This is a genomic window from Neptunomonas phycophila (assembly GCF_001922575.1).
GTDB classification, from domain to species: domain Bacteria; phylum Pseudomonadota; class Gammaproteobacteria; order Pseudomonadales; family Balneatricaceae; genus Neptunomonas; species Neptunomonas phycophila.
Map to the genome: position 1 here is coordinate 2,371,142 of NZ_MRCI01000001.1, position 18,853 is coordinate 2,389,994.

21 protein-coding genes are annotated in these 18,853 nt (G+C 44.3%); 9 read left to right on the top strand and 12 right to left on the bottom strand.

Going from position 1 to position 18,853, the window contains the following annotated elements; genetic code table 11:
• Positions 1-9: 9 nt before the first annotated feature.
• Positions 10-1,083 carry an aromatic ring-hydroxylating oxygenase subunit alpha gene (locus BS617_RS10735; RefSeq protein ID WP_075172800.1) on the bottom strand — a complete coding sequence of 358 codons (1,074 nt, stop codon included), beginning with the start codon at positions 1,081-1,083 and terminating at the stop codon, positions 10-12.
• 219 nt (positions 1,084-1,302) lie between these two features.
• Here BS617_RS10735 and BS617_RS10740 point away from each other — a divergent pair, with 219 nt between their 5' ends.
• A complete protein-coding gene (locus tag BS617_RS10740; protein WP_075172801.1) occupies positions 1,303-1,794 on the top strand; it encodes a MarR family winged helix-turn-helix transcriptional regulator in 492 nt (163 codons plus the stop codon).
• A gap of 109 nt (positions 1,795-1,903) precedes the next feature.
• Here BS617_RS10740 and groL read toward each other — a convergent pair whose 3' ends face one another.
• The 3 genes from groL to BS617_RS10755 form a co-directional block, all read right to left on the bottom strand.
• Complete coding sequence (gene groL, locus BS617_RS10745; protein WP_075172802.1) at positions 1,904-3,550, bottom strand: chaperonin GroEL; 1,647 nt, start codon at positions 3,548-3,550, stop codon at positions 1,904-1,906.
• Between the two features lie 63 nt (positions 3,551-3,613).
• Positions 3,614-3,907 carry a co-chaperone GroES gene (locus tag BS617_RS10750; protein WP_075172803.1) on the bottom strand — a complete coding sequence of 98 codons (294 nt, stop codon included), beginning with the start codon at positions 3,905-3,907 and terminating at the stop codon, positions 3,614-3,616.
• 141 nt (positions 3,908-4,048) lie between these two features.
• Positions 4,049-4,543 (bottom strand): FxsA family protein, encoded by a 495-nt coding sequence (locus tag BS617_RS10755; RefSeq protein WP_075172804.1) that lies wholly within the window; start codon positions 4,541-4,543, stop codon positions 4,049-4,051.
• Between the two features lie 269 nt (positions 4,544-4,812).
• Between BS617_RS10755 and BS617_RS10760 the strand changes: the two genes are divergently transcribed.
• A complete protein-coding gene (locus BS617_RS10760; RefSeq protein ID WP_075172805.1) occupies positions 4,813-5,574 on the top strand; it encodes an SDR family oxidoreductase in 762 nt (253 codons plus the stop codon).
• A gap of 79 nt (positions 5,575-5,653) precedes the next feature.
• Here BS617_RS10760 and BS617_RS10765 read toward each other — a convergent pair whose 3' ends face one another.
• The gene (locus BS617_RS10765; RefSeq protein WP_075172806.1) at positions 5,654-6,916 is read right to left on the bottom strand and encodes an AmpG family muropeptide MFS transporter; all 1,263 of its coding nucleotides are present in this window, start codon (positions 6,914-6,916) and stop codon (positions 5,654-5,656) included.
• Between the two features lie 159 nt (positions 6,917-7,075).
• Here BS617_RS10765 and BS617_RS10770 point away from each other — a divergent pair, with 159 nt between their 5' ends.
• On the top strand, positions 7,076-7,297 hold the full coding sequence (locus BS617_RS10770) for a hypothetical protein (RefSeq protein WP_075172807.1): 222 nt from the start codon (positions 7,076-7,078) through the stop codon (positions 7,295-7,297).
• Positions 7,298-7,489: 192 nt separating this feature from the next.
• Positions 7,490-7,660: a hypothetical protein gene (locus BS617_RS18275; protein WP_170870342.1), complete on the top strand. Its 171-nt coding sequence runs from the start codon at positions 7,490-7,492 to the stop codon at positions 7,658-7,660.
• 245 nt (positions 7,661-7,905) lie between these two features.
• Here the strand turns inward: BS617_RS18275 and BS617_RS10775 are convergent, their stop codons facing one another.
• Positions 7,906-8,388 carry a YajQ family cyclic di-GMP-binding protein gene (locus tag BS617_RS10775; RefSeq protein WP_075172808.1) on the bottom strand — a complete coding sequence of 161 codons (483 nt, stop codon included), beginning with the start codon at positions 8,386-8,388 and terminating at the stop codon, positions 7,906-7,908.
• 114 nt (positions 8,389-8,502) lie between these two features.
• Here BS617_RS10775 and BS617_RS10780 point away from each other — a divergent pair, with 114 nt between their 5' ends.
• Together BS617_RS10780 and BS617_RS10785 are read left to right on the top strand one after the other, a co-directional pair.
• Positions 8,503-9,417 carry a 2-dehydropantoate 2-reductase gene (locus BS617_RS10780; RefSeq protein ID WP_075172809.1) on the top strand — a complete coding sequence of 305 codons (915 nt, stop codon included), beginning with the start codon at positions 8,503-8,505 and terminating at the stop codon, positions 9,415-9,417.
• A 13-nt stretch (positions 9,418-9,430) separates the two neighbouring features.
• Positions 9,431-9,994 carry a cob(I)yrinic acid a,c-diamide adenosyltransferase gene (locus BS617_RS10785; protein ID WP_075172810.1) on the top strand — a complete coding sequence of 188 codons (564 nt, stop codon included), beginning with the start codon at positions 9,431-9,433 and terminating at the stop codon, positions 9,992-9,994.
• A gap of 67 nt (positions 9,995-10,061) precedes the next feature.
• Here the strand turns inward: BS617_RS10785 and BS617_RS10790 are convergent, their stop codons facing one another.
• From BS617_RS10790 to acuI, 3 genes are all read right to left on the bottom strand, one after another.
• Positions 10,062-10,760, bottom strand: coding sequence for a choice-of-anchor E domain-containing protein (locus BS617_RS10790; protein ID WP_075172811.1), 699 nt, complete (start codon positions 10,758-10,760; stop codon positions 10,062-10,064).
• Between the two features lie 364 nt (positions 10,761-11,124).
• On the bottom strand, positions 11,125-12,018 hold the full coding sequence (locus tag BS617_RS10795) for a cobalamin-binding protein (RefSeq protein WP_083610003.1): 894 nt from the start codon (positions 12,016-12,018) through the stop codon (positions 11,125-11,127).
• Positions 12,019-12,106: 88 nt separating this feature from the next.
• Positions 12,107-13,093 carry an acrylyl-CoA reductase (NADPH) gene (gene acuI / locus BS617_RS10800; protein WP_075172812.1) on the bottom strand — a complete coding sequence of 329 codons (987 nt, stop codon included), beginning with the start codon at positions 13,091-13,093 and terminating at the stop codon, positions 12,107-12,109.
• A gap of 189 nt (positions 13,094-13,282) precedes the next feature.
• Here acuI and BS617_RS10805 point away from each other — a divergent pair, with 189 nt between their 5' ends.
• Positions 13,283-14,029 (top strand): FadR/GntR family transcriptional regulator, encoded by a 747-nt coding sequence (locus BS617_RS10805; protein ID WP_246283247.1) that lies wholly within the window; start codon positions 13,283-13,285, stop codon positions 14,027-14,029.
• 90 nt (positions 14,030-14,119) lie between these two features.
• Complete coding sequence (locus BS617_RS10810) at positions 14,120-14,644, top strand: Z-ring associated ZapG family protein (protein ID WP_075172814.1); 525 nt, start codon at positions 14,120-14,122, stop codon at positions 14,642-14,644.
• Between the two features lie 118 nt (positions 14,645-14,762).
• Here the strand turns inward: BS617_RS10810 and BS617_RS10815 are convergent, their stop codons facing one another.
• The gene (locus BS617_RS10815) at positions 14,763-15,524 is read right to left on the bottom strand and encodes a Nif3-like dinuclear metal center hexameric protein (protein WP_075172815.1); all 762 of its coding nucleotides are present in this window, start codon (positions 15,522-15,524) and stop codon (positions 14,763-14,765) included.
• A gap of 88 nt (positions 15,525-15,612) precedes the next feature.
• On the opposite strand from BS617_RS10815, the gene BS617_RS10820 reads away from it, so the two are divergent.
• Entirely contained in the window at positions 15,613-16,770 is a 1,158-nt protein-coding gene (locus BS617_RS10820; RefSeq protein WP_075172816.1) for a Do family serine endopeptidase, read from the top strand.
• A gap of 114 nt (positions 16,771-16,884) precedes the next feature.
• Here BS617_RS10820 and hisD read toward each other — a convergent pair whose 3' ends face one another.
• Both hisD and hisG read right to left on the bottom strand, forming a co-directional pair.
• Positions 16,885-18,192, bottom strand: a complete 1,308-nt coding sequence (gene hisD / locus BS617_RS10825; RefSeq protein WP_075172817.1) for a histidinol dehydrogenase — start codon at positions 18,190-18,192, stop codon at positions 16,885-16,887.
• Positions 18,189-18,842, bottom strand: coding sequence for an ATP phosphoribosyltransferase (gene hisG, locus BS617_RS10830; protein ID WP_075173546.1), 654 nt, complete (start codon positions 18,840-18,842; stop codon positions 18,189-18,191). Before hisG ends, hisD begins: the two co-directional genes overlap by 4 nt.
• Positions 18,843-18,853: the final 11 nt, after the last annotated feature.

Genomic DNA, 18,853 nt, shown 5'->3' on the forward strand with positions numbered 1-18,853 from the left:
ACGATGCACTTACGAGGATTTCATACTCTCTATAATCCTTCTAGCTTTGTTAGCAGCTACATCAACATGAATATCAATCATTGGCTTCCCTTCGAAACGCTTCATGTTTGCATATTGCGCTTCTATAACAACTTTATCCTCATCAAAAGTTAAAGCGGTTTGCTCAATAACTTTTGCCTTTATGTCTTCAACATTATCAATAGGATTAGTCGCCATCGTCCAAAAGTAATGAGAACTAGTGGATGATTCTGGGGTGATGCAGTGAAGCCCTCGCATATGAAAACCGCCACGGTTAGGATCATCAACCGCATCGGTATTAACATCTACAGCCCCAGTCCAAATTTTTAGATGAGAAGGGCAAAATTCAATTTCTTGCCAACGATCAACCTTATCTTTAAATGGGTAAGCCGCTAAATATGTTGGCGGTGGATTCGAATTACGCATATACCGTTTAACACTGACAGTGTTCCCTTCACTGGTTACATTCATTTCAGCATTCATGTGTATTTTGGCATCCCCACCTATGGTATGAAGATGCACATACCCTAGGTGACTCAAATCTAAGAGGTTATCGTGAATCAATTGGTAAGGCGCATCATAGTGATAGACATCTCCGTCATACACATACGTTTCGTCGTTATGAACCTCATACCTTGGCGGCTGGCTTAAAGGCTCTGAGTTTTCTTCAGCCCCAAACCAAACCCACACCAGAGCATCTTGTTCTTTAACATGATAAGACGAGACCCTCGCTTTAGAAGGCACTTTTTTTTGCCCGGGAACTTCAATACATTTTCCGGAACCGTCGTACAACAAACCGTGATACCCACAGCGTATTCCTTGTTCTTCAATGGTTCCAGAGGACAAGGGTAAATCCCGATGGCAACAACGATCTTCAAGCACATTAACCTGCCCATCTGGAGTCCTATAAATCACAATAGGCTTATCAAGCACCATTCGAGCAATAGGGACTGAGGACAACTCTTTACTTAAAGCAACCACATACCACATATCTAAAGGGTACGCAGAAACGCTATTTTCACGGCTGTCTCGAATTCCATCATTCTTAAAATATCGTACTGTCATTATTAACCTCTTATTTTTATTTTCTAATTTGCACGCCCTAGTTTACGACTCAATACAGTTGACATATCAACAATACAAAAAATTAAGTTGACATGTCAACTTAATCTACCAGCCTTTCATGCATACACCCTATAATCACTTAACCTTTAATTACTGTATTATGCTCAGTAATTGACGGCTTTGTGCCTTATATGAAAACAGAACTGAGAAAGACTTTAGATGCCAAATCACCCTGATGATGATAAGACCACCCAATTAGATCTGAAGGTCTATGTACCCGCATTAGTAACATTTCTTGCCAATAAACTATCTAGCGGAGCTTCAAACTGTTACCGAAAGCATTTTAATATTGGTGTTGTCGAATGGAGAATATTGGCACTGCTAAGAGTTGAAAGAAGCATAACCGCAAATAGAATTTGCCAAGTGATAGGGCTTGATAAAGCCGCCGTAAGCCGTGCTCTGAAAAGTTTACATAAGAGAGAGCTGGTTTTGTTTGCCAAAGATGAACAAGACGGAAGATCAACAATCATCAGCTTAACAGCACATGGCGAAGAGCGTCATGACCAGGTACTTACGGTAGCTCTCAAACGTGAAGACCTGTTATTGGGTGACTTAACACCCGACGAAAAGTCCTCTTTGATCCATCTGCTTCAAAAGCTCAATGCGCGAGTTGAGGTAGTTAATGCTTATGTTCCTGAAGACAGTAACTGATACATGATTGTTTTTTCTTTTAGACAATAAAAAGCCCGCAAAGCACAGAGCTTGCGGGCTAGATTCTGATAAAAACCTAAAAGGCTTTTACCATCGCGGGAAAAGGCGCTTACATCATGCCGCCCATACCACCCATTCCACCCATGCCGCCCATATCTGGCATTGCAGGGCCGCCTTCTTGTGGCTTATCAGCAACCATAGCTTCGGTTGTGATCATTAAGCCAGCAACAGACGCTGCTGCTTGTAATGCAGAACGAGTTACTTTAGCTGGGTCAAGGATACCCATTTCTAACATATCACCATATGTGTCGTTACCAGCGTTGTAGCCAAAAGAGCCTTCGCCTTCGCGAATCTTAGATACAACAACCGAACCTTCACCACCAGCGTTAGATACGATTTGACGGATAGGTGCTTCCATAGCGCGTAGTGCTAATTGGATACCGATCGTTTGATCATGGTTATCACCTTCCAAACCTTCTACGCGTTGAAGCGCACGGATCAAAGCAACACCACCACCAGGAACTACGCCTTCTTCAACCGCTGCGCGAGTTGCATGCAACGCATCTTCAACACGTGCTTTTTTCTCTTTCATTTCTACTTCTGAAGCGGCACCCACTTTGATGACAGCAACACCGCCTGCCAGTTTAGCAACACGCTCTTGAAGTTTTTCGCGGTCATAGTCAGAAGAAGTCTCTTCGATTTGAGCACGGATTTGGTTAACACGACCTTCGATAGTCGCGGCATCACCAGCACCATCAACAATGATCGAAACATCTTTAGTGATCGTAACGCGTTTTGCTTGGCCAAGATGTTCCAGTGTCGTTGTTTCTAGGTTTAGACCAACTTCTTCAGAAATCACCGTACCGCCAGACAAGATAGCGATATCTTCCAACATAGCCTTACGACGATCGCCAAAGCCTGGAGCTTTAACAGCAGCAACTTTAACGATGCCGCGCATGTTGTTAACTACCAATGTTGCCAGCGCTTCGCCTTCAACATCTTCAGCAATGATCAATAATGGACGCGAAGATTTAGCTACTTGCTCTAACGTAGGAAGCAACTCACGGATGCTAGAGATTTTCTTATCAACCAATAAGATGTAAGGCTGGTCCAGCTCTACAGACATGTTGTCTTGGTTATTGATGAAGTAAGGAGACAAGTAACCACGGTCGAACTGCATACCTTCAACCACGGTTAGTTCGTTTTCAAGACCGGAGCCTTCTTCAACGGTAATTACACCCTCTTTACCCACACGTTCCATTGCTTCAGCAATCAGCTCACCCACGACTGAGTCAGAGTTTGCAGAGATAGTACCTACTTGCGCAACAGACTTAGAGTCAGCACAAGGAACGGCCATCGCGCGAATTTGTTCAACAACAGCAGCGGCTGCTTTGTCGATACCGCGCTTCAGGTCCATTGGGTTCATACCTGCAGCTACTGACTTAAGGCCTTCGTTGACAATTGCCTGAGCTAAAACAGTCGCCGTGGTTGTACCGTCACCAGCCGCATCGTTAGCTTGTGATGCAACTTCTTTAACCATCTGTGCGCCCATGTTCTCGAACTTATCTTCAAGTTCGATCTCTTTAGCAACAGATACACCGTCTTTAGTTACGGTAGGTGCGCCGAATGATTTATCCAGTACGACGTTACGACCTTTAGGGCCTAATGTTGTTTTCACTGCATTCGCTAGGATGTTTACACCCGCTTGCATGCGCTGACGCGCGTCATCACCAAATAATACGTCTTTAGCAGCCATTTTTATTAATCCTGTAACTAGTTAATTCTGGTTAATCGCAAGAAGACATTAAAAAGATGTCAATTAGCCTTCTAGTACCGCGAAAATCTCACTTTCGTTCATGATCAGTAGCTCTTCGCCGTCAACTTTAACGACGTTTGAACCTGCGTACTGACCGAACAGAACTTTATCTCCAACTTTTACAGCCAACGGGTGGACTTCACCGTTGTTAAGAACACGACCTTGGCCAACAGCAACAATTTCACCTTCATTAGGTTTTTCAGCAGCCGAACCTGGCAGCAAGATGCCCCCTGCAGTTGTTTTTTCTTGTTCACTGCGGCGAACGACTACACGATCGTGAAGTGGACGAATTTTCATCTGATCTATCTCCTGATGGTTGATCAAAAGGCATAAGCTAATGATATGTCAATGGCCGTAACCATCTGGTTACCGGTTGAAAGCTTGATGGGGCCGACTATCTGAATTTCAATAGCTAAGAACTAAAAAAAATCATTTTTTTTAGTCCTCTCGACGATACTCACCATCAATTATGTCCCCTTGGCGTGGGATATCTTTTTTAGACGATTTGAAGGGCGATGACTCAGGAGGAAAAGGATCACTCGGTGCTTCATGAAAGCTGTCCCCAGTCTGGTGCGTAGTTACAACGGTAAAACGGGACAACGCATGTGTAATTATCCACTTACGCGTAAACGGGATAAGGCAGCAAAACCCAAAAAAGTCAGTCACGAACCCAGGTGTAATTAACATAGCGCCACCAACAGCCAATACAATGCCCTCAATCATTTCTTGACCGGGCATGTCTCCTTGACTCATCCGCTGCTGGGCTCTAGCCAGAGTAGATAGACCTTGAATGCGTAACATATTAACCCCGATGAAAGCCGACAATAGAACTAGGCCTATGGTGTACCACGCGCCAATGGCCTCACCTACTTTTATAAGGACGGTAATTTCAACTATGGGAATGAGAATAAAAAGAACAAAAAGAATAGGCATAACATCTCTTCAACTGGGTTTTAGTTTAAATGAGACCAGATGCCTCTAAAAATCGCAAGCAAACTCGTGCCCTGCTTATTAGAACACTCAGATAATAATAGAACCGTTCACACCTAACCATGCCGTTTTCTTTCGCACAAACTTTACTTCCTTGTACCTTTACAAATACCACTAATGAAGCATGGACGATTTTCTGTAAAGCGCCTAATTTTGTTGCACCGCAATAAATAATTACCCCTAAAAAGAACAACTCAGACTGGAACGGTAAAATGAATTTAAAAGACAAAGTAATCGTTATTACAGGTGGAGGTCGCGGATTAGGCCGCTCCATGGCATTAGAACTAGCCGATCAAGGCGCTAAATTAGCCTTAGTCGACCTGAGCGAAGATGACTTAGAGAGGACAGTCGGTCTATGCAGCGAAAAAGGTGTAGAGGCAAAAAGTTACGTTGCAAACGTAGCCGATGAGCAAGCAGTAGAATCATTATTCAACGATATTATTCGTGACTTTGGCGCTTTGAATGGCTTAGTTAATAATGCGGGTATCACACGTGATGGGCTTTTTGTCAAAGTAAAAGACGGAAAGGTCATCAAGAAAATGTCCATTGATCAGTGGAACCAAGTCATGGACGTCAACCTAACTGGCAGTTTTTTGTGTGCTCGTGAAGCCGCCATTAAAATGATTGAAACCCAAAGTGTTGGATGCCTAATTAACATTTCATCCATATCTCGGGCCGGTAACATGGGACAAACCAATTACTCTGCAACCAAAGCAGGCGTCGAGGCCATGGCTGTTACATGGGCTAAAGAATTGGCACGGTATAATATCAGAGCCGCTTCAATAGCACCGGGCTATATAGGCACCGAAATGGTATTGGGCATGAAACCCGAAGCCCTAGAAAAAGTAGAGGCGGGGATACCTGCTAAACGATTAGGAAAGCCGGAAGAAATCGCTAAAACGGTCACTTTCATCCTAGAAAATGACTATATCAGCGGTCGTTGCTTTGAAGTAGACGGCGGTTTACGCGTCTAAAGCCAAGCCAAGGAAAAGCAGAGCGGCAAGTGAACGGTTACACGAACGCTTCCGCTCTATACATCTTGTTTCACCTGCGTCACACGGCCTCTATTTTTTTATCTCCTCTCCATGGAGCCAACCACCATAGCAACACCATTCCAGGTAACGATAACACCGCGCAAATTAAGAAAAAGTCAGTCCATCCGACTGCTTCTACAATATAGCCTGTCGTCGCATTGGCAAACGTTCGGGGTAAAGCGGCTAATGCTGTAAATAAGGCAAACTGAGTAGCAGCAAAAGCGACACTTGTTGAGCGCGCTATATAAGCGGTAAAGGCTGCCGTTCCCAACCCTACTCCTAAGTATTCCAGACTGATCACAATAGCGAGCACCCACGAATTCGCCCCTATTTCAGATAAGGCAGCGAACCCTAAAATAGTGACCACTTGCACAACGCCAAAAATCCATAAAGCCCGATTAATACCCAGCTTTATCATCCACAGCCCCCCTAAGATACCACCAACAATTGAGGCCCAAAGAGCTGAGCTTTTGGCTACTACGCCTATTTCGGTCAACTCAAACCCTAGATCGATGTAAAACGGTGTCGACAAAGCTGTCGCCATGTTATCGCCAAGCTTATAAAGAAACATAAAACATAGCGCTGTTATTGCTGGCTTCCATCCAAAGCGTTTAATAAAATCAATGAATGGCTGGGTAACGGTTTCTTTTAGGCTAGTGGGTAAGCGGGCTGCTGTATCAGGCTCTTTTATTACCAAGGTCATGCCAATGCCCACCAGCATAAACAATGCGACAACAACAAAGACACTGCTCCAAGGCATGATATCAGCCAGAATTAACCCTAGCGCCCCTGGCACCAAACCTGAAATTCGGTATGCTTGAACATGCACTGAATTCCCCCAACCGAGCTCTTCATCGGGGAGGATTTCACGGCGATAAGCATCTATCACCACGTCTTGGCTCGCACTAAAGAAAGCCACTGCCAACGCAAGATACGCAATCATCCCAATACTAAATTCAGGGTTTAAACTACCTAAGCAAGCGATAGATACCAGAAGAAGGACTTGGGTTATCAACATCCAAGAACGGCGTCGACCTAAAAAAGGAGGCGCATAACTATCGAGGAAAGGGGCCCATACAAATTTCCACGTATAGGGGAATGTTACCAACGCAAATAAGCCGATTTCTTTTAAGCCAACTCCTTGGTCTCTTAGGAAGGCAGGTAACAACTGAAACAAAACATACAAAGGCATGCCGGAAGCAAAGCCTGTGAACACACAAATCATAGTACGGCGGTTTAAAATAGACTCGTACCACTTAGCCGAACGTTGGCCTTCTTCCATTACACCCTCAACCCACAGACAGATATTTAATGTGAGGCTAGTCTACCAGCCTTGAGCGGATTGCACAGAAAAACAAAGCTATCGTAATGATAATTATTATCATTTACATTTATTTATTAATCCGATAGGCTAACTCTATTCATCAAGGAGAATATAACTATGATTTATATGATCGATGCATGGCTAGAACGCCCCGACCCCTACATTCGAGTTATCCATAAGGAGCGGAAAATCCCAGTGCTTGAATGGTCGAGCGGCCAAGTAAAAGAGATGATCGCTCAGGGAACATTATGTCCATTTGATTTCATCGACACACATACCAACGAACAAGAGCTTATAAAGGAACTGTTTATACTGTCGTGCTTAGATAATATTCATTAATAATCTATTACATTAATATTAAGTTTTTATGAAAAACTCGACAGACAAATCTATAGGATATACAGTGACTATACAAACGATGTACTTATAAATGTAACCACCTATGATAAATAATCATTTGTGAATTACAGCTGCACCCCTAATTAATTTTGGATATTCTTTACATATTATTTTTGTTCGGAGCCGTAAGGTATGGGCGATAAAAAAAAGGCAAAGAATAGCCAGCTTGTTATACGTATTAATGATACGGAGCGTGAACGCTTTGTTTCTTTGTGTGATGAACTGGATACGAGTGCGGCACGAGAGGTACGTCGTTTTATTCGGGATTTTATAGCTGAGCATGAAACGCCCAATCAGGGATAAAGCAGCAATGTTTTATTGTGCCCAGCCCCGGCTAATTAACTGACATACAACGGAGATGCCCCATGGCTACAGTAAAAGCAAAAGCAGTTAAAAAAGATATCAAAAAGCGTCAAGCTAAAATCGCTAAGCACGAAAGCAAGCTGAAAAAATTGAAAAAGTTACTAAAAAAAGCTAAGTAATATTAGCAATAAAAGAAACGCCCACCTTTGAGCGTTTCTTTTTATATAACCCACAGCCGTGAAGCCTTAGTCACGGAAGTTATTATATTGCAATGGCATGTCAATGTCTGAGTCTTTTAACAAAGCCATTGTTTGCTGTAAATCATCCCGTTTTTTCCCTGTTACACGCACCTTTTCGCCTTGAATCTGCGCTTGAACTTTCAATTTACTTTCTTTAATAAGCTTGGTGATCTTTTTACATATTGGTTGATCCAACCCCTGTTTAAGTACAAGCTCTTGGCGCGCTTTAACACCAGCAAGATCAGGGTCTTTTTCTTCGATGCATTTAATATCAATTTTACGTGCGACTAACTTGGCGTAAATAATATCGATCAGCTGACGCAGCTGAAAGTCGACCTCGGCCTCAAGCATAATGCTCTCGCCCTTTTGCTCGATGCTAGCAGCAACCCCTTTGAAATCGTAACGGGTTTCTAACTCTCGCTTCGCTTGATCAACTGCGTTAGTTACTTCGTGCTTATCAAGTTCAGATACAATATCAAACGATGGCATACTCTACTCCTCAACTATTTGGCGCTATTTTAACGGACCTGTTTAGGGTTTTCATCCATCTCTGACTACCGCTATCATATTAGCACTTCCCTAACTTAAAAGACGCGACCATCCATGCAATGGCATATTCTAGGGGCAGGAGCTATCGGCTGTTTATGGGCTCACTGCTTAATCAAAGCGAAACAAGATGTTCGAATAATCTTACGTAACGAAGCGCACTTACATACCTATAAAGCCACTTCTGGGTTGCATTACACCGATATGGATGCACGCAAAAGCCATTCATTTCCACAAGCAGAGCTACCTAACGATGCCGCCCCTATCACGCGCTTGTTCATCACAACTAAGGCCTTTTCCACGCAAGACGCTATCGACTCAATTCGCCACCGCCTTGTAGACAACGCACACATTGTTCTATTACAAAACGGTATGGGGCAACACGAACAAGTGTGTAATCAGCTCCCACACTGCCATGTTTGGGGGGCTAGCAGCACTGATGGCGCCTATCTCACTTCACCTTTTCACGTAACGAGAGCAGGCAAAGGAGAAACAATAATTGGCTTACTATCGCGATATAATAAACTCAGCGACTTTCCGTTATTACTCCCAGAAAAAATGGATGATTTAACCGTTCACTTAACACAAAATATTTCGCTCTACCTTTGGAGAAAGTTAGCTATCAACGCGGCAATCAACCCTCTTACCGCTCTATTAGATTGTAGAAACGGCGCTTTGAGTTCAGTCCCCGCTTACCGACAAAAAGTATCGATTATCTGTAAAGAAATAGAAGCCATCGCTGAAAGCTTGCACCAACCTCTTTTTGAAGACTCATTGGAAAAGCACGTTTTTAGCGTTGCCGAACTCACAGCAAATAATTTTTCATCGATGCATCAAGACGTAACTCACAAACGTAAAACTGAAATTGATTACATCAATGGTTTTATCCAAGCTCAATCGGCTTTGAAAGGGCTAGATACCCCGTTTAACAAGCAGTTGATAACTAGCATTCAAGCCAAACTACACTCATAACTAAGGAGCCATCATGGCTGATCGACTCACTAAAATTTATACTCGCACGGGCGATTCGGGCACAACAGGGCTTGCAAACGGTACACGTATTTCGAAAAGTGCGCCTCGAATAGAGACGCTCGGCAATATTGATGAGCTAAATTCTGCCTTAGGCTTATTACTTTGTGAGATCCCAACAGAACATAACCTTAGGCCTCTGCTCGAGCGCATTCAGCATGATTTATTTGATTTGGGTGGAGAGCTTGCCATGGCCGATCCTAATTATGTGGCGATTACAGACAGCGCTATTACACAATTAGAACAGGCATTAGATAACCTGAACGCAACGCTACCTCCGCTCAAAGAGTTCATACTTCCCGGTGGAAACCGCCCTGCCGCGCAGTGTCACGTAGCTCGCACGCTATGCCGAAGAGCCGAACGTAGCATGATATTAATGAATCAAGACGAAAAAACTGACGCCAATACTGGCAACAAATATTTAAATCGCTTATCTGATCTACTCTTTGTAGCGGCCAGAAGCCTAGCAAGAGAAAATGGAGGGCAAGAAATTTACTGGAAGCCAGCCCAATGCCAATAAAAGGCATTTGAAACAAAAAAGCCTGCTAATCAGAAAGCAGGCTTTTGGACATTAACTACTTTTTTGATTAAGCAGATTTACTACGTTTGCGAGCGCCTAGAGCTAACAAGCCAAGACCCATCAACGCCAGAGTACCAGGAACCGGTACTGCAGACGGAGGCGTTACAACAGCGGCATCATCTACAAAATATGTAACAGTATAAGTACCCGTAGCCACTGTCTCTTGCTGGCTTGAAACATTACCGCCAACTTGAGTTAAATCCAGTGTACCAAACGCTGACAAATCAACATCAAACGTACCTGGACCCGTAAAAGCGAGTAAGTCTGCTGCATCTGTTGATTCCCAATCAGCCATATCGTCACCAGACAATGGACCAATTTCAACAGTCGTACCCGCTGCTACCAACTCACCTGGTAATGTATTACCAAATGAATCCGCTGGAGAAACGTCCAATGAAACAGTTGAGCCAGTAGCGCTGTTAGTAGCCAACACTAATGCACCAGCTGATCCGCTAACATAAGTATCAGTTACTGAAGAAAAAGAGATAGTCGTAACCACATCACCATACAAAGACAATACTACTTTCTCTAGAGCTTTACCGCCTTCTAAAGCCGGGTTGTATAGGTCGAAAGTAAAGTTTTGCGTCCAAACCGTTAAATCATTGTATGTCTGGGTTTGAGATTGCACTTCCATTAGCGCTGCAGAAGCAGACATAGCAGTTGCTGATAAAACAGCCGCCGCTAGCGTTTTTTTAATCAGGGACATGTAAAAACTCCTTGTGGTTTCGTAGAGACTTCCTGTCACGGAAAGTCAAAACCAAACGAAGCAAAGAGTAGGCCAATCTAGAAATACATAACAAATACAGTACGATAAAACAAAAAAGGTCTCTAAAACAAAACAAAAACCTGAGAAACATGAATGCCAAATTAATTTAAATAGGATTTATAAATTCAGCGTTCTGACCTGTAAACATTATCGACAAGTCACCACTAGCAATTCTACACTGTCTTTTAAAACAGACGTTTTAAATTAACCAAAAATGAACAACAAAGACAAAAGTCTCATAATGAAGACGCTTAACTTAAAGTTTCCATTTAAAAAGCTCTATCAGTGTAAAAAAATCAAACACTCAGCTGTTAGTATCAGTATGAGCAGGTCGATCTAACAAGCGACAGACTACCTCCATACCCTCTAAAATCCGCAATGTAGGACGAGAGATCAAATCGGCATCAACGGTATATAAGTGGCCGGCCTGTACAGCTCGAATCTCTTGCCAGGCCTCCCAGCGCTGACGCCAATGCCCCGACAACCCCTGTGTCGGAGCAAGAATCACATCAGGATTGAGAAGAACAACGTTCTCGACACTGGTTTGGGGGACGACTTCTAGCGATCGACTAAAGAGATTGACGCCGCCGCAACGTTCGATAATGTCATTAATAGGCTGAGAGTGGTTAGCCGTCATTAAAGGAGACTCCCATAGCTGAAAAAATACGCGCGGCGGATCCTGTATAGGCTCAACGGTTAACTCAGACAGCCGTTGCAAAAACTCCCGTGCTAACTGATCTGCTTTTTTTTGAGTACCGGTAAGCCTCCCCAAATTTCTTAATGCCCGAGAGACACTCTCCAGCCCTTGAGTATCAGAGCGATAAACTTCTATACCCAACTGTTCTAAGGTATCTAATAACTCGGGTGAGTTACCTCCCTCCCATGCAATAACCAAATCAGGCTGCAAAGCAACAATAGCCTCGATACTGACTTCATCACTACGACCTAAGCGTGGGATAGATAAAGCCTGCTCAGGGTAATCGCTGTACTCTACTGTCGCAACAATCCGGTCTCCAATACCCAGCGAATAAAGCAGTTCAGTAGCATGCGGCGCTAACGTAACAATCCGCTGTGACGAACTAGCATGAGCAAACGAAATGGATAACAAGGAAGGAATTAAACCTAAACCAATCCCCAAAAGAACCTTCACTATTGAAGGCAAACGAGTGTGGGAAAAGTAATTGGTAAAAAAATACATAACAAAAGCCTCTAGTCGATAACTTAGTATAAACCAGCTAACGACTAGAGCAGAGTTTCTTAGGTAACCCGTACTTCACGCTAAAAAGCTATTGGGCTGTCAGCTTAACCAAGGTTCTGCCTCTTACTTGACCGTTTACGATTTTCTCGGCGTATTCAGGCACCTCTTCCAGAGAAATCGTTTGGCTCATCTCAGCCAAGTCTTCGCTTGATAACAACTGTTGTAAGCGATGCCAAGCTACGGTACGCGTTTCTTTAGGACACATGACAGAATCAACCCCTTGCAACCTAACATTACGTAGAATAAACGGCATAACTGTTGTAGGCAGTTTATACCCCCCAGCTAGGCCGCAAGCCGCAATAGCCCCCCCATAATGTGTTTCGGCAAGCATTCGAGCTAAAATGGTATCTCCAACGGTATCAATACCACCCGCCCAACGCTGTTTTTCTAATGGTTTTGCAGGTTCTTGCATGGAGTCTCGGCTAATAACTCGACTAGCGCCCATAGCAATCAGATACGACTCCATCTCAGCCCGCCCTGTTACCGCTACAGCCTCGTAGCCTAATGCAGCCAGTAAACGCAGTGCAACCGAGCCTACACCACCGGCGGCTCCTGAAACGACAACTTCACCCGACTCAGGTGTCACACCGGCTTCCTCCAGTGCCATGACGCATAACATGGCGGTTAACCCCGCCGTGCCTATAACCATTGCATCATGGCTGGTCATTCCAGACGGAAGCGGAACACACCATTCAGGTTTTAGCCGTGCTTTTTCTGATAGACCACCCCAGAAACGCTCGCCAACACTCCAGCCGGTCATAATAATAGTATCGCCTACGCTGAACTCATCCGAATGACTTTCAGTGACAGTACCTGCTAGATCGATCCCCGGAACCATGGGAAATTGCGACACAATACGCCCGGTTCCTGTGATCGCCAGACCATCTTTATAATTAATTGATGAGTAATCAACATCGACAAGTAACGGCTCATTTGGCAGATCACTTACCTCAAGATCACGAACTTCAGCCTTTGTTTTTCCATCAATTTGATCTAATACCAGTGCTTTAAACATACCCTGCTCCTTTTTAGATTTATTGAGCCATTCATTAATGCCTATGGCTAAGCGGCGTATTGATAAAACAATTTGTCTTACAATTTAACATTTAAGATATTATTGATTTATGTATTTGTAAAGCAAATTAACAAATAGGCAAAAATATGAAATACTCATTTGGCCACTATGCAATTTACGAGCGACATTGTGAAAGAAATACCGTTTAACCCCGTTAGCGCACACAGCCTCTCTCGGCAAATTGCCGACCAGATCCGCAACGCCATTTTAGAGGGCTCCTTACGAGCAGATGATCGCTTGCCTACTGAAGGCGAGCTCGCACAGCGCTTTAACGTATCACGACCGACGATACGCGAAGCACTTAAACGACTAGCTGCGCAAAATCTAGTTCGCTCTAAGCGCGGTCCCACCGGTGGGACCTTTATTCAAACGCCGGATTTATTAGCCTTAAGCGAATCACTGGCCAGCACCACAACATTACTAGTTGGCTTTGAAAGCTTCACATGGGATGAGGTCACACAAACGCGTTTAGAAATGGAAAAGACCTGTGCTCGATTAGCTGCCGCGCAACGAACAGAAAAGGACATTGAGCAACTTGAGGCAACATTGAAAACACAAGCGAATGAAGCTTTGAGTGCAGAGGAACTCTGCGTTTCAGATGTCCAATTCCACCGTCAAATAGCTAACGCGACAGGCAACAAAATGATGAGCTACCTTATGTCGAGCGTGATTGAGGCGTTACAACCCGCCACAAATCTAGCCGCGTTTAGGCATCGTTCACATGCGGTTATTTATGATCAACATCGTCGCCTTTTGGATGCCATTATTGATCAGCATGAAGAAGAAGCAGCATCAGTCATGGATGAGCAAGTAAACTATATGGCTCAGCAATTGTCAGATGCTCGAAAGGCACATAATCAGGCGAATCAATCATAAATCAGTGACCTTTAGATTGTGGGCATTATTGTATTTTTGATTTATGCTACTTTCATAATTTTAAAATTAGTACGGCTATGAGGAATAACGGTGGAAGATAATACACTTTGGATTTTTAGCATTGTAGCGCTTGTCATTGGTGCAATAATTGGCTTTTTGGTCGGTCGCTCTGGTGGACGCAGTGTTAAGCAACAAGAGCTAGATAAAGTACAGCAAGAGCTAGATAGCTACAAAAAACAAGTTTCAGGCCACTTTGAGGAGACTGCTGACCTCGTTAATAAAATGACCGAATCCTATCGCGATGTTTATAAGCACCTTGCTACAAGCGCAACCACTTTGTGTGATGCAACCACAGCTGCCGCAATTACATCAACCTTAGTCCCACAACTCACTGAGGCGAAGGAAGTAGAACAAGAAGAAGAGGTTTCTGAAGAGGCGTTAACGGCCACAGAGAGCGATGTAGAACCGCCTCGTGATTACGCCCCCAAAAAGCCTGACGAACAAGGGACCCTGTCCGAAAGTTACGGTTTGAAAAATGCTAAAGAAACAACAGCCGAAGCTGGTGAAACACCCGAAGTCGAAACAGCAGAGAAAAAACCAGAAAAAAGTGAATAGCAGTCATTCTCTACCGAGCTTTATACCAGGTTACATCAATAATCCAATATAAGCTCACCCGGTTATCCATTGAAAACTACAATGGATAACCGGCTCTAATCACTAAACTATCACAGGTTTATACTGGGTTAGGTATCTCTATATAGCGATGCTCAATCCCAAACTTACTCGCCAAATGCTCCCCTAATGCCTGTACTCCATATCGCTCTGTCGCATGGTGACCAGCGGCAAAATAATCAATCTCCATCTCTTTAGCAAAATGGTATGTCGGCTCGGATACCTCACCGGATATATAGGCATCGACCCCTGCTGCCAGCGCTTTATCTATATAACCCTGCGCTCCCCCTGTACACCAAGCTATTTTCTTAATCGGGTGCCCAATACCTTGTATGTGCAATGGTGTTCGTTCTAACACAGCCGCTAATTGCTCGGCTAGCTTCCCTCCTGAAATCGGCTCGGGCAACTCACCTACCATACCAATAGCACGGCCCAAGGGAGCATCGAGCCCTCCGGTAATTTGCCAGCCCATTTTTTTTGCCAACATAGCGTTATTGCCAAATTCAGGGTGTGCGTCTAAAGGCAAATGAAAACCTAGCAAACTTATATCATTTCCTAATAGTGTTGCTAAACGACGTTTTTTCATTCCTGTAATACATTCACTTTCACCACGCCAAAAGTATCCATGATGAACTAAGACCAAATCAGCACTGTATTGCACAGCCGCATCAAGCAACGCCTGCGAAGCTGTCACGCCCGTTACAATACGCTGGACTGTTTCCTTGCCTTGTACCTGCAGACCATTAGGGCTGTAATCTTTAAACTCTTTTACGTTTAACAATTCTTCACAATAATTAACCAGACTTGTTAACGAAACTGACATAAAATGAACTCCCTATTAGCCACGGTGATGCAGTAAACGTATAATTCTACGTAATCCTTTTTTTTACACCAGCTTTGCGGATATTTAGATGCGTAATTTCAGCTTTCTTGGCTGGCCAATTGTTACAGGTGTGCTGATAGCTGTTATTTTATTGCAGTTTTTTCCTAACCTTTTGGCGCCGCCCGTTACAACAGTCGAAATTAAAGAAACACAGCTACCGACTAACCTAATTGGCCAAGGGTTAGGCAACGGCCCTGTTTCTTATTCTGACGCTGTCCAAAAAGCAGCGCCTGCCGTCGTTAATATATACTCCAGCAAAAAAGTTGAAGAAAAAGATAACGAAGCCCGCGCAAATGACCCGCTGTTTCGACGCTTCTATGAAAACGGTGATCAACCACAACGCCAACGCGTTCGTTCAAGTCTTGGCTCAGGCGTCATCATTAACAGCCAAGGCTATATCATTACGAATAACCATGTTATTGCCGAAGCTGATTCAATCATCATTGCTTTACATGATGGCCGCGAAGCTGAAGCTAGCGTGATTGGGATGGACCCTGAAACCGATTTAGCTATCTTAAAAATTAAAATGAATAACTTACCCACCATCACCCTCTCCCCTTCAGAAAACTTGCGGGTAGGTGATGTCGTATTAGCAATCGGCAACCCATTTGGTGTAGGTCAGACTGTCACTATGGGTATAGTCAGTGCTACAGGCCGCAACCGGCTAGGCCTAAATACTTATGAGGACTTTTTACAGACAGACGCCGCGATTAACCCAGGCAACTCTGGTGGTGCGCTCATAGACGCCAACGGAAACCTCATAGGCATTAATACCGCTATTTTCTCAAAAACGGGTGGATCACAAGGCATCGGTTTTGCTATTCCATCTAGTCTAGCCAAAAAAGTAATGGCGGATCTGATCGAACACGGGCGTGTTATTCGTGGCTGGCTGGGTATCGAAGGCCAGGAGTTAACTCCAAGCCTAGCAGAGTCCTTTGATATCGAGATGACTAGCGGGCTTATTATCGCCGGGGTCTATCGTGATAGCCCGGCTCATAAAGCAGGATTACAGCCAGGGGACATCATGGTCACACTAAACGGTGAGCCTGTGGATGCCTATCAGTCTATGCTAAGCGTAGCGGATCTCAACCCAGGGGATACATTGGTGGTTGAATATATGCGCAATGGTAAAAAGCTAAATGCTACGGTTACCGTTGGTGAACGCCCGCCTACTAAACTGAATTAGCACAATCGTCGTACCTTTTTACGATGGAAAGAGTAAATAGAGTCACATAAAAAAAGACCCTTAATGGGTCTTTTTTTATAACGGTCTATAGCGTCCACGCACATGTGTTGGCGCTCAGTCCTTTATGCGGTATTCAGCCGATCGCGCATGCGCTGTTAAGCTCTCGCCTCGCGCTAAAACAGAAGCAATTTTTCCTGTTTCTGAGGCACCATCTTCCGAAAACATAATCAGAGAAGAACGTTTTTGGAAATCATATACACCCAAAGGTGACGAAAAACGAGCCGTTCCTGATGTAGGCAAAACGTGATTAGGTCCAGCGCAATAATCACCTAACGCTTCTGCCGTGTAGCGGCCCATGAAAATAGCCCCAGCGTGGCGTATTTTTGGCAACATTGCTTTAGGGTCTTCAACCGACAATTCTAAGTGTTCAGGCGCTATACGGTTACTCACCTCTGCCGCTTCATCCATATCAACGACATGAATGAGGGCTGCGCGCTCACGCATAGACACTTCGATAATAGCTTGGCGTTCCATAGTTGGTAACAATTTGCTGATACTTGCTTCTACTGCATCTAAATACTCAGCATTAGGGCAAACTAGAATCGATTGCGCATCTTCATCATGCTCAGCTTGTGAGAACAAATCCATTGCAATCCAATCGGGATCTGTTTTTCCATCACATACGACCAATATCTCAGATGGGCCCGCTATCATATCAATACCCACGGCCCCAAATACGGCGCGTTTAGCTGTTGCCACAAAGATATTGCCAGGACCCACAATTTTATCCACTTTAGGGACAGACTGTGTGCCATATGCAAGCGCAGCAACCGCTTGTGCTCCGCCGATGGTAAACACTTTATCCACACCCGCCAAGCAAGCGGCAGCCAACACCAGCTCGTTTAATTCACCATTAGGCGTCGGGACGACCATTATCAACTCGCCAACACCGGCTACCTTAGCCGGAATAGCATTCATCAGTACTGATGACGGATAGGCAGCCTTACCACCTGGCACGTATAAACCCACACGATCCAATGGCGTTACCTGTTGGCCAAGCATAGTGCCATCGTCTTCAGTGTAGCTCCAACTTTCGCCCCGCTGTTTATCGTGGTAGCGGCGAATACGTTCAGCGGCTTTTTCTAATGCGTTACGTTGCTCTGTAGGCAAGCCATCAAGCGCTTGCTGTAAACGCGTCTGCGTAAGCATTAGCTGGGCCACACTCTCAACAGAAGTATTGTCGAATCGGTTTGTGTACTCAACAACAGCCTCATCACCACGGTTTTTTACGTCGAGTAAGATATCATCAACGATCTTATTAACCGACTTATCCGAGACCGATTCCCAAGCTAGAAGCGCGTTTAGCTTCTGATCAAAGTCTGCATCGCTCGTCGTTAAACGTGTAATAGACAACTCACTCATTCGGAACCCTCTCTACGTTTTATTACAGCGTCGGACATCATATCGAGAATAGGTTGAATTTGACGGTGCTTCATTTTCATGGCCGCTTGCCCAACCACCAAACGAGAACTGATATCCGCAATAAAATCCATAGGCTCTAAGCCATTAGCCCGCAAAGTGTTTCCTGTATCAACAATATCAACAATACGGTCAGCTAAGCCCATAATAGGCGCTAATTCCATCGCCCCATACAGCTTAACAATATCGACTTGGCGGCCTTGTTGAGCAAAAAACCGACGAGCGACGTTAACAAACTTGGTGGCTACACGCATGCGCCCTTCTACAGGGCCGGCATTATTTAAGCCAGCCACCATCAGTTTACATTTACTGATTTCGAGGTCTAAGGGCTCATACAGGCCTTCGCCTCCATGTTCCATTAAGACATCTTTACCGGCAATACCCATGTCAGCCCCGCCATACTCTACATAAGTAGGTACATCAGTAGCACGAATAACAACTAACTTTATGTTGTCATGGTTAGTATCGAAAATGAGCTTGCGGCTTTTAAAAATATTTTCCGCAGGCGTGATGTTAGCCGCTTCAAGCAAAGGAAGCGTTTCTTCTAAAATTCGCCCTTTCGACAGCGCAATGGTGAGCTGCTGCTTTTTCATCATACTATTCA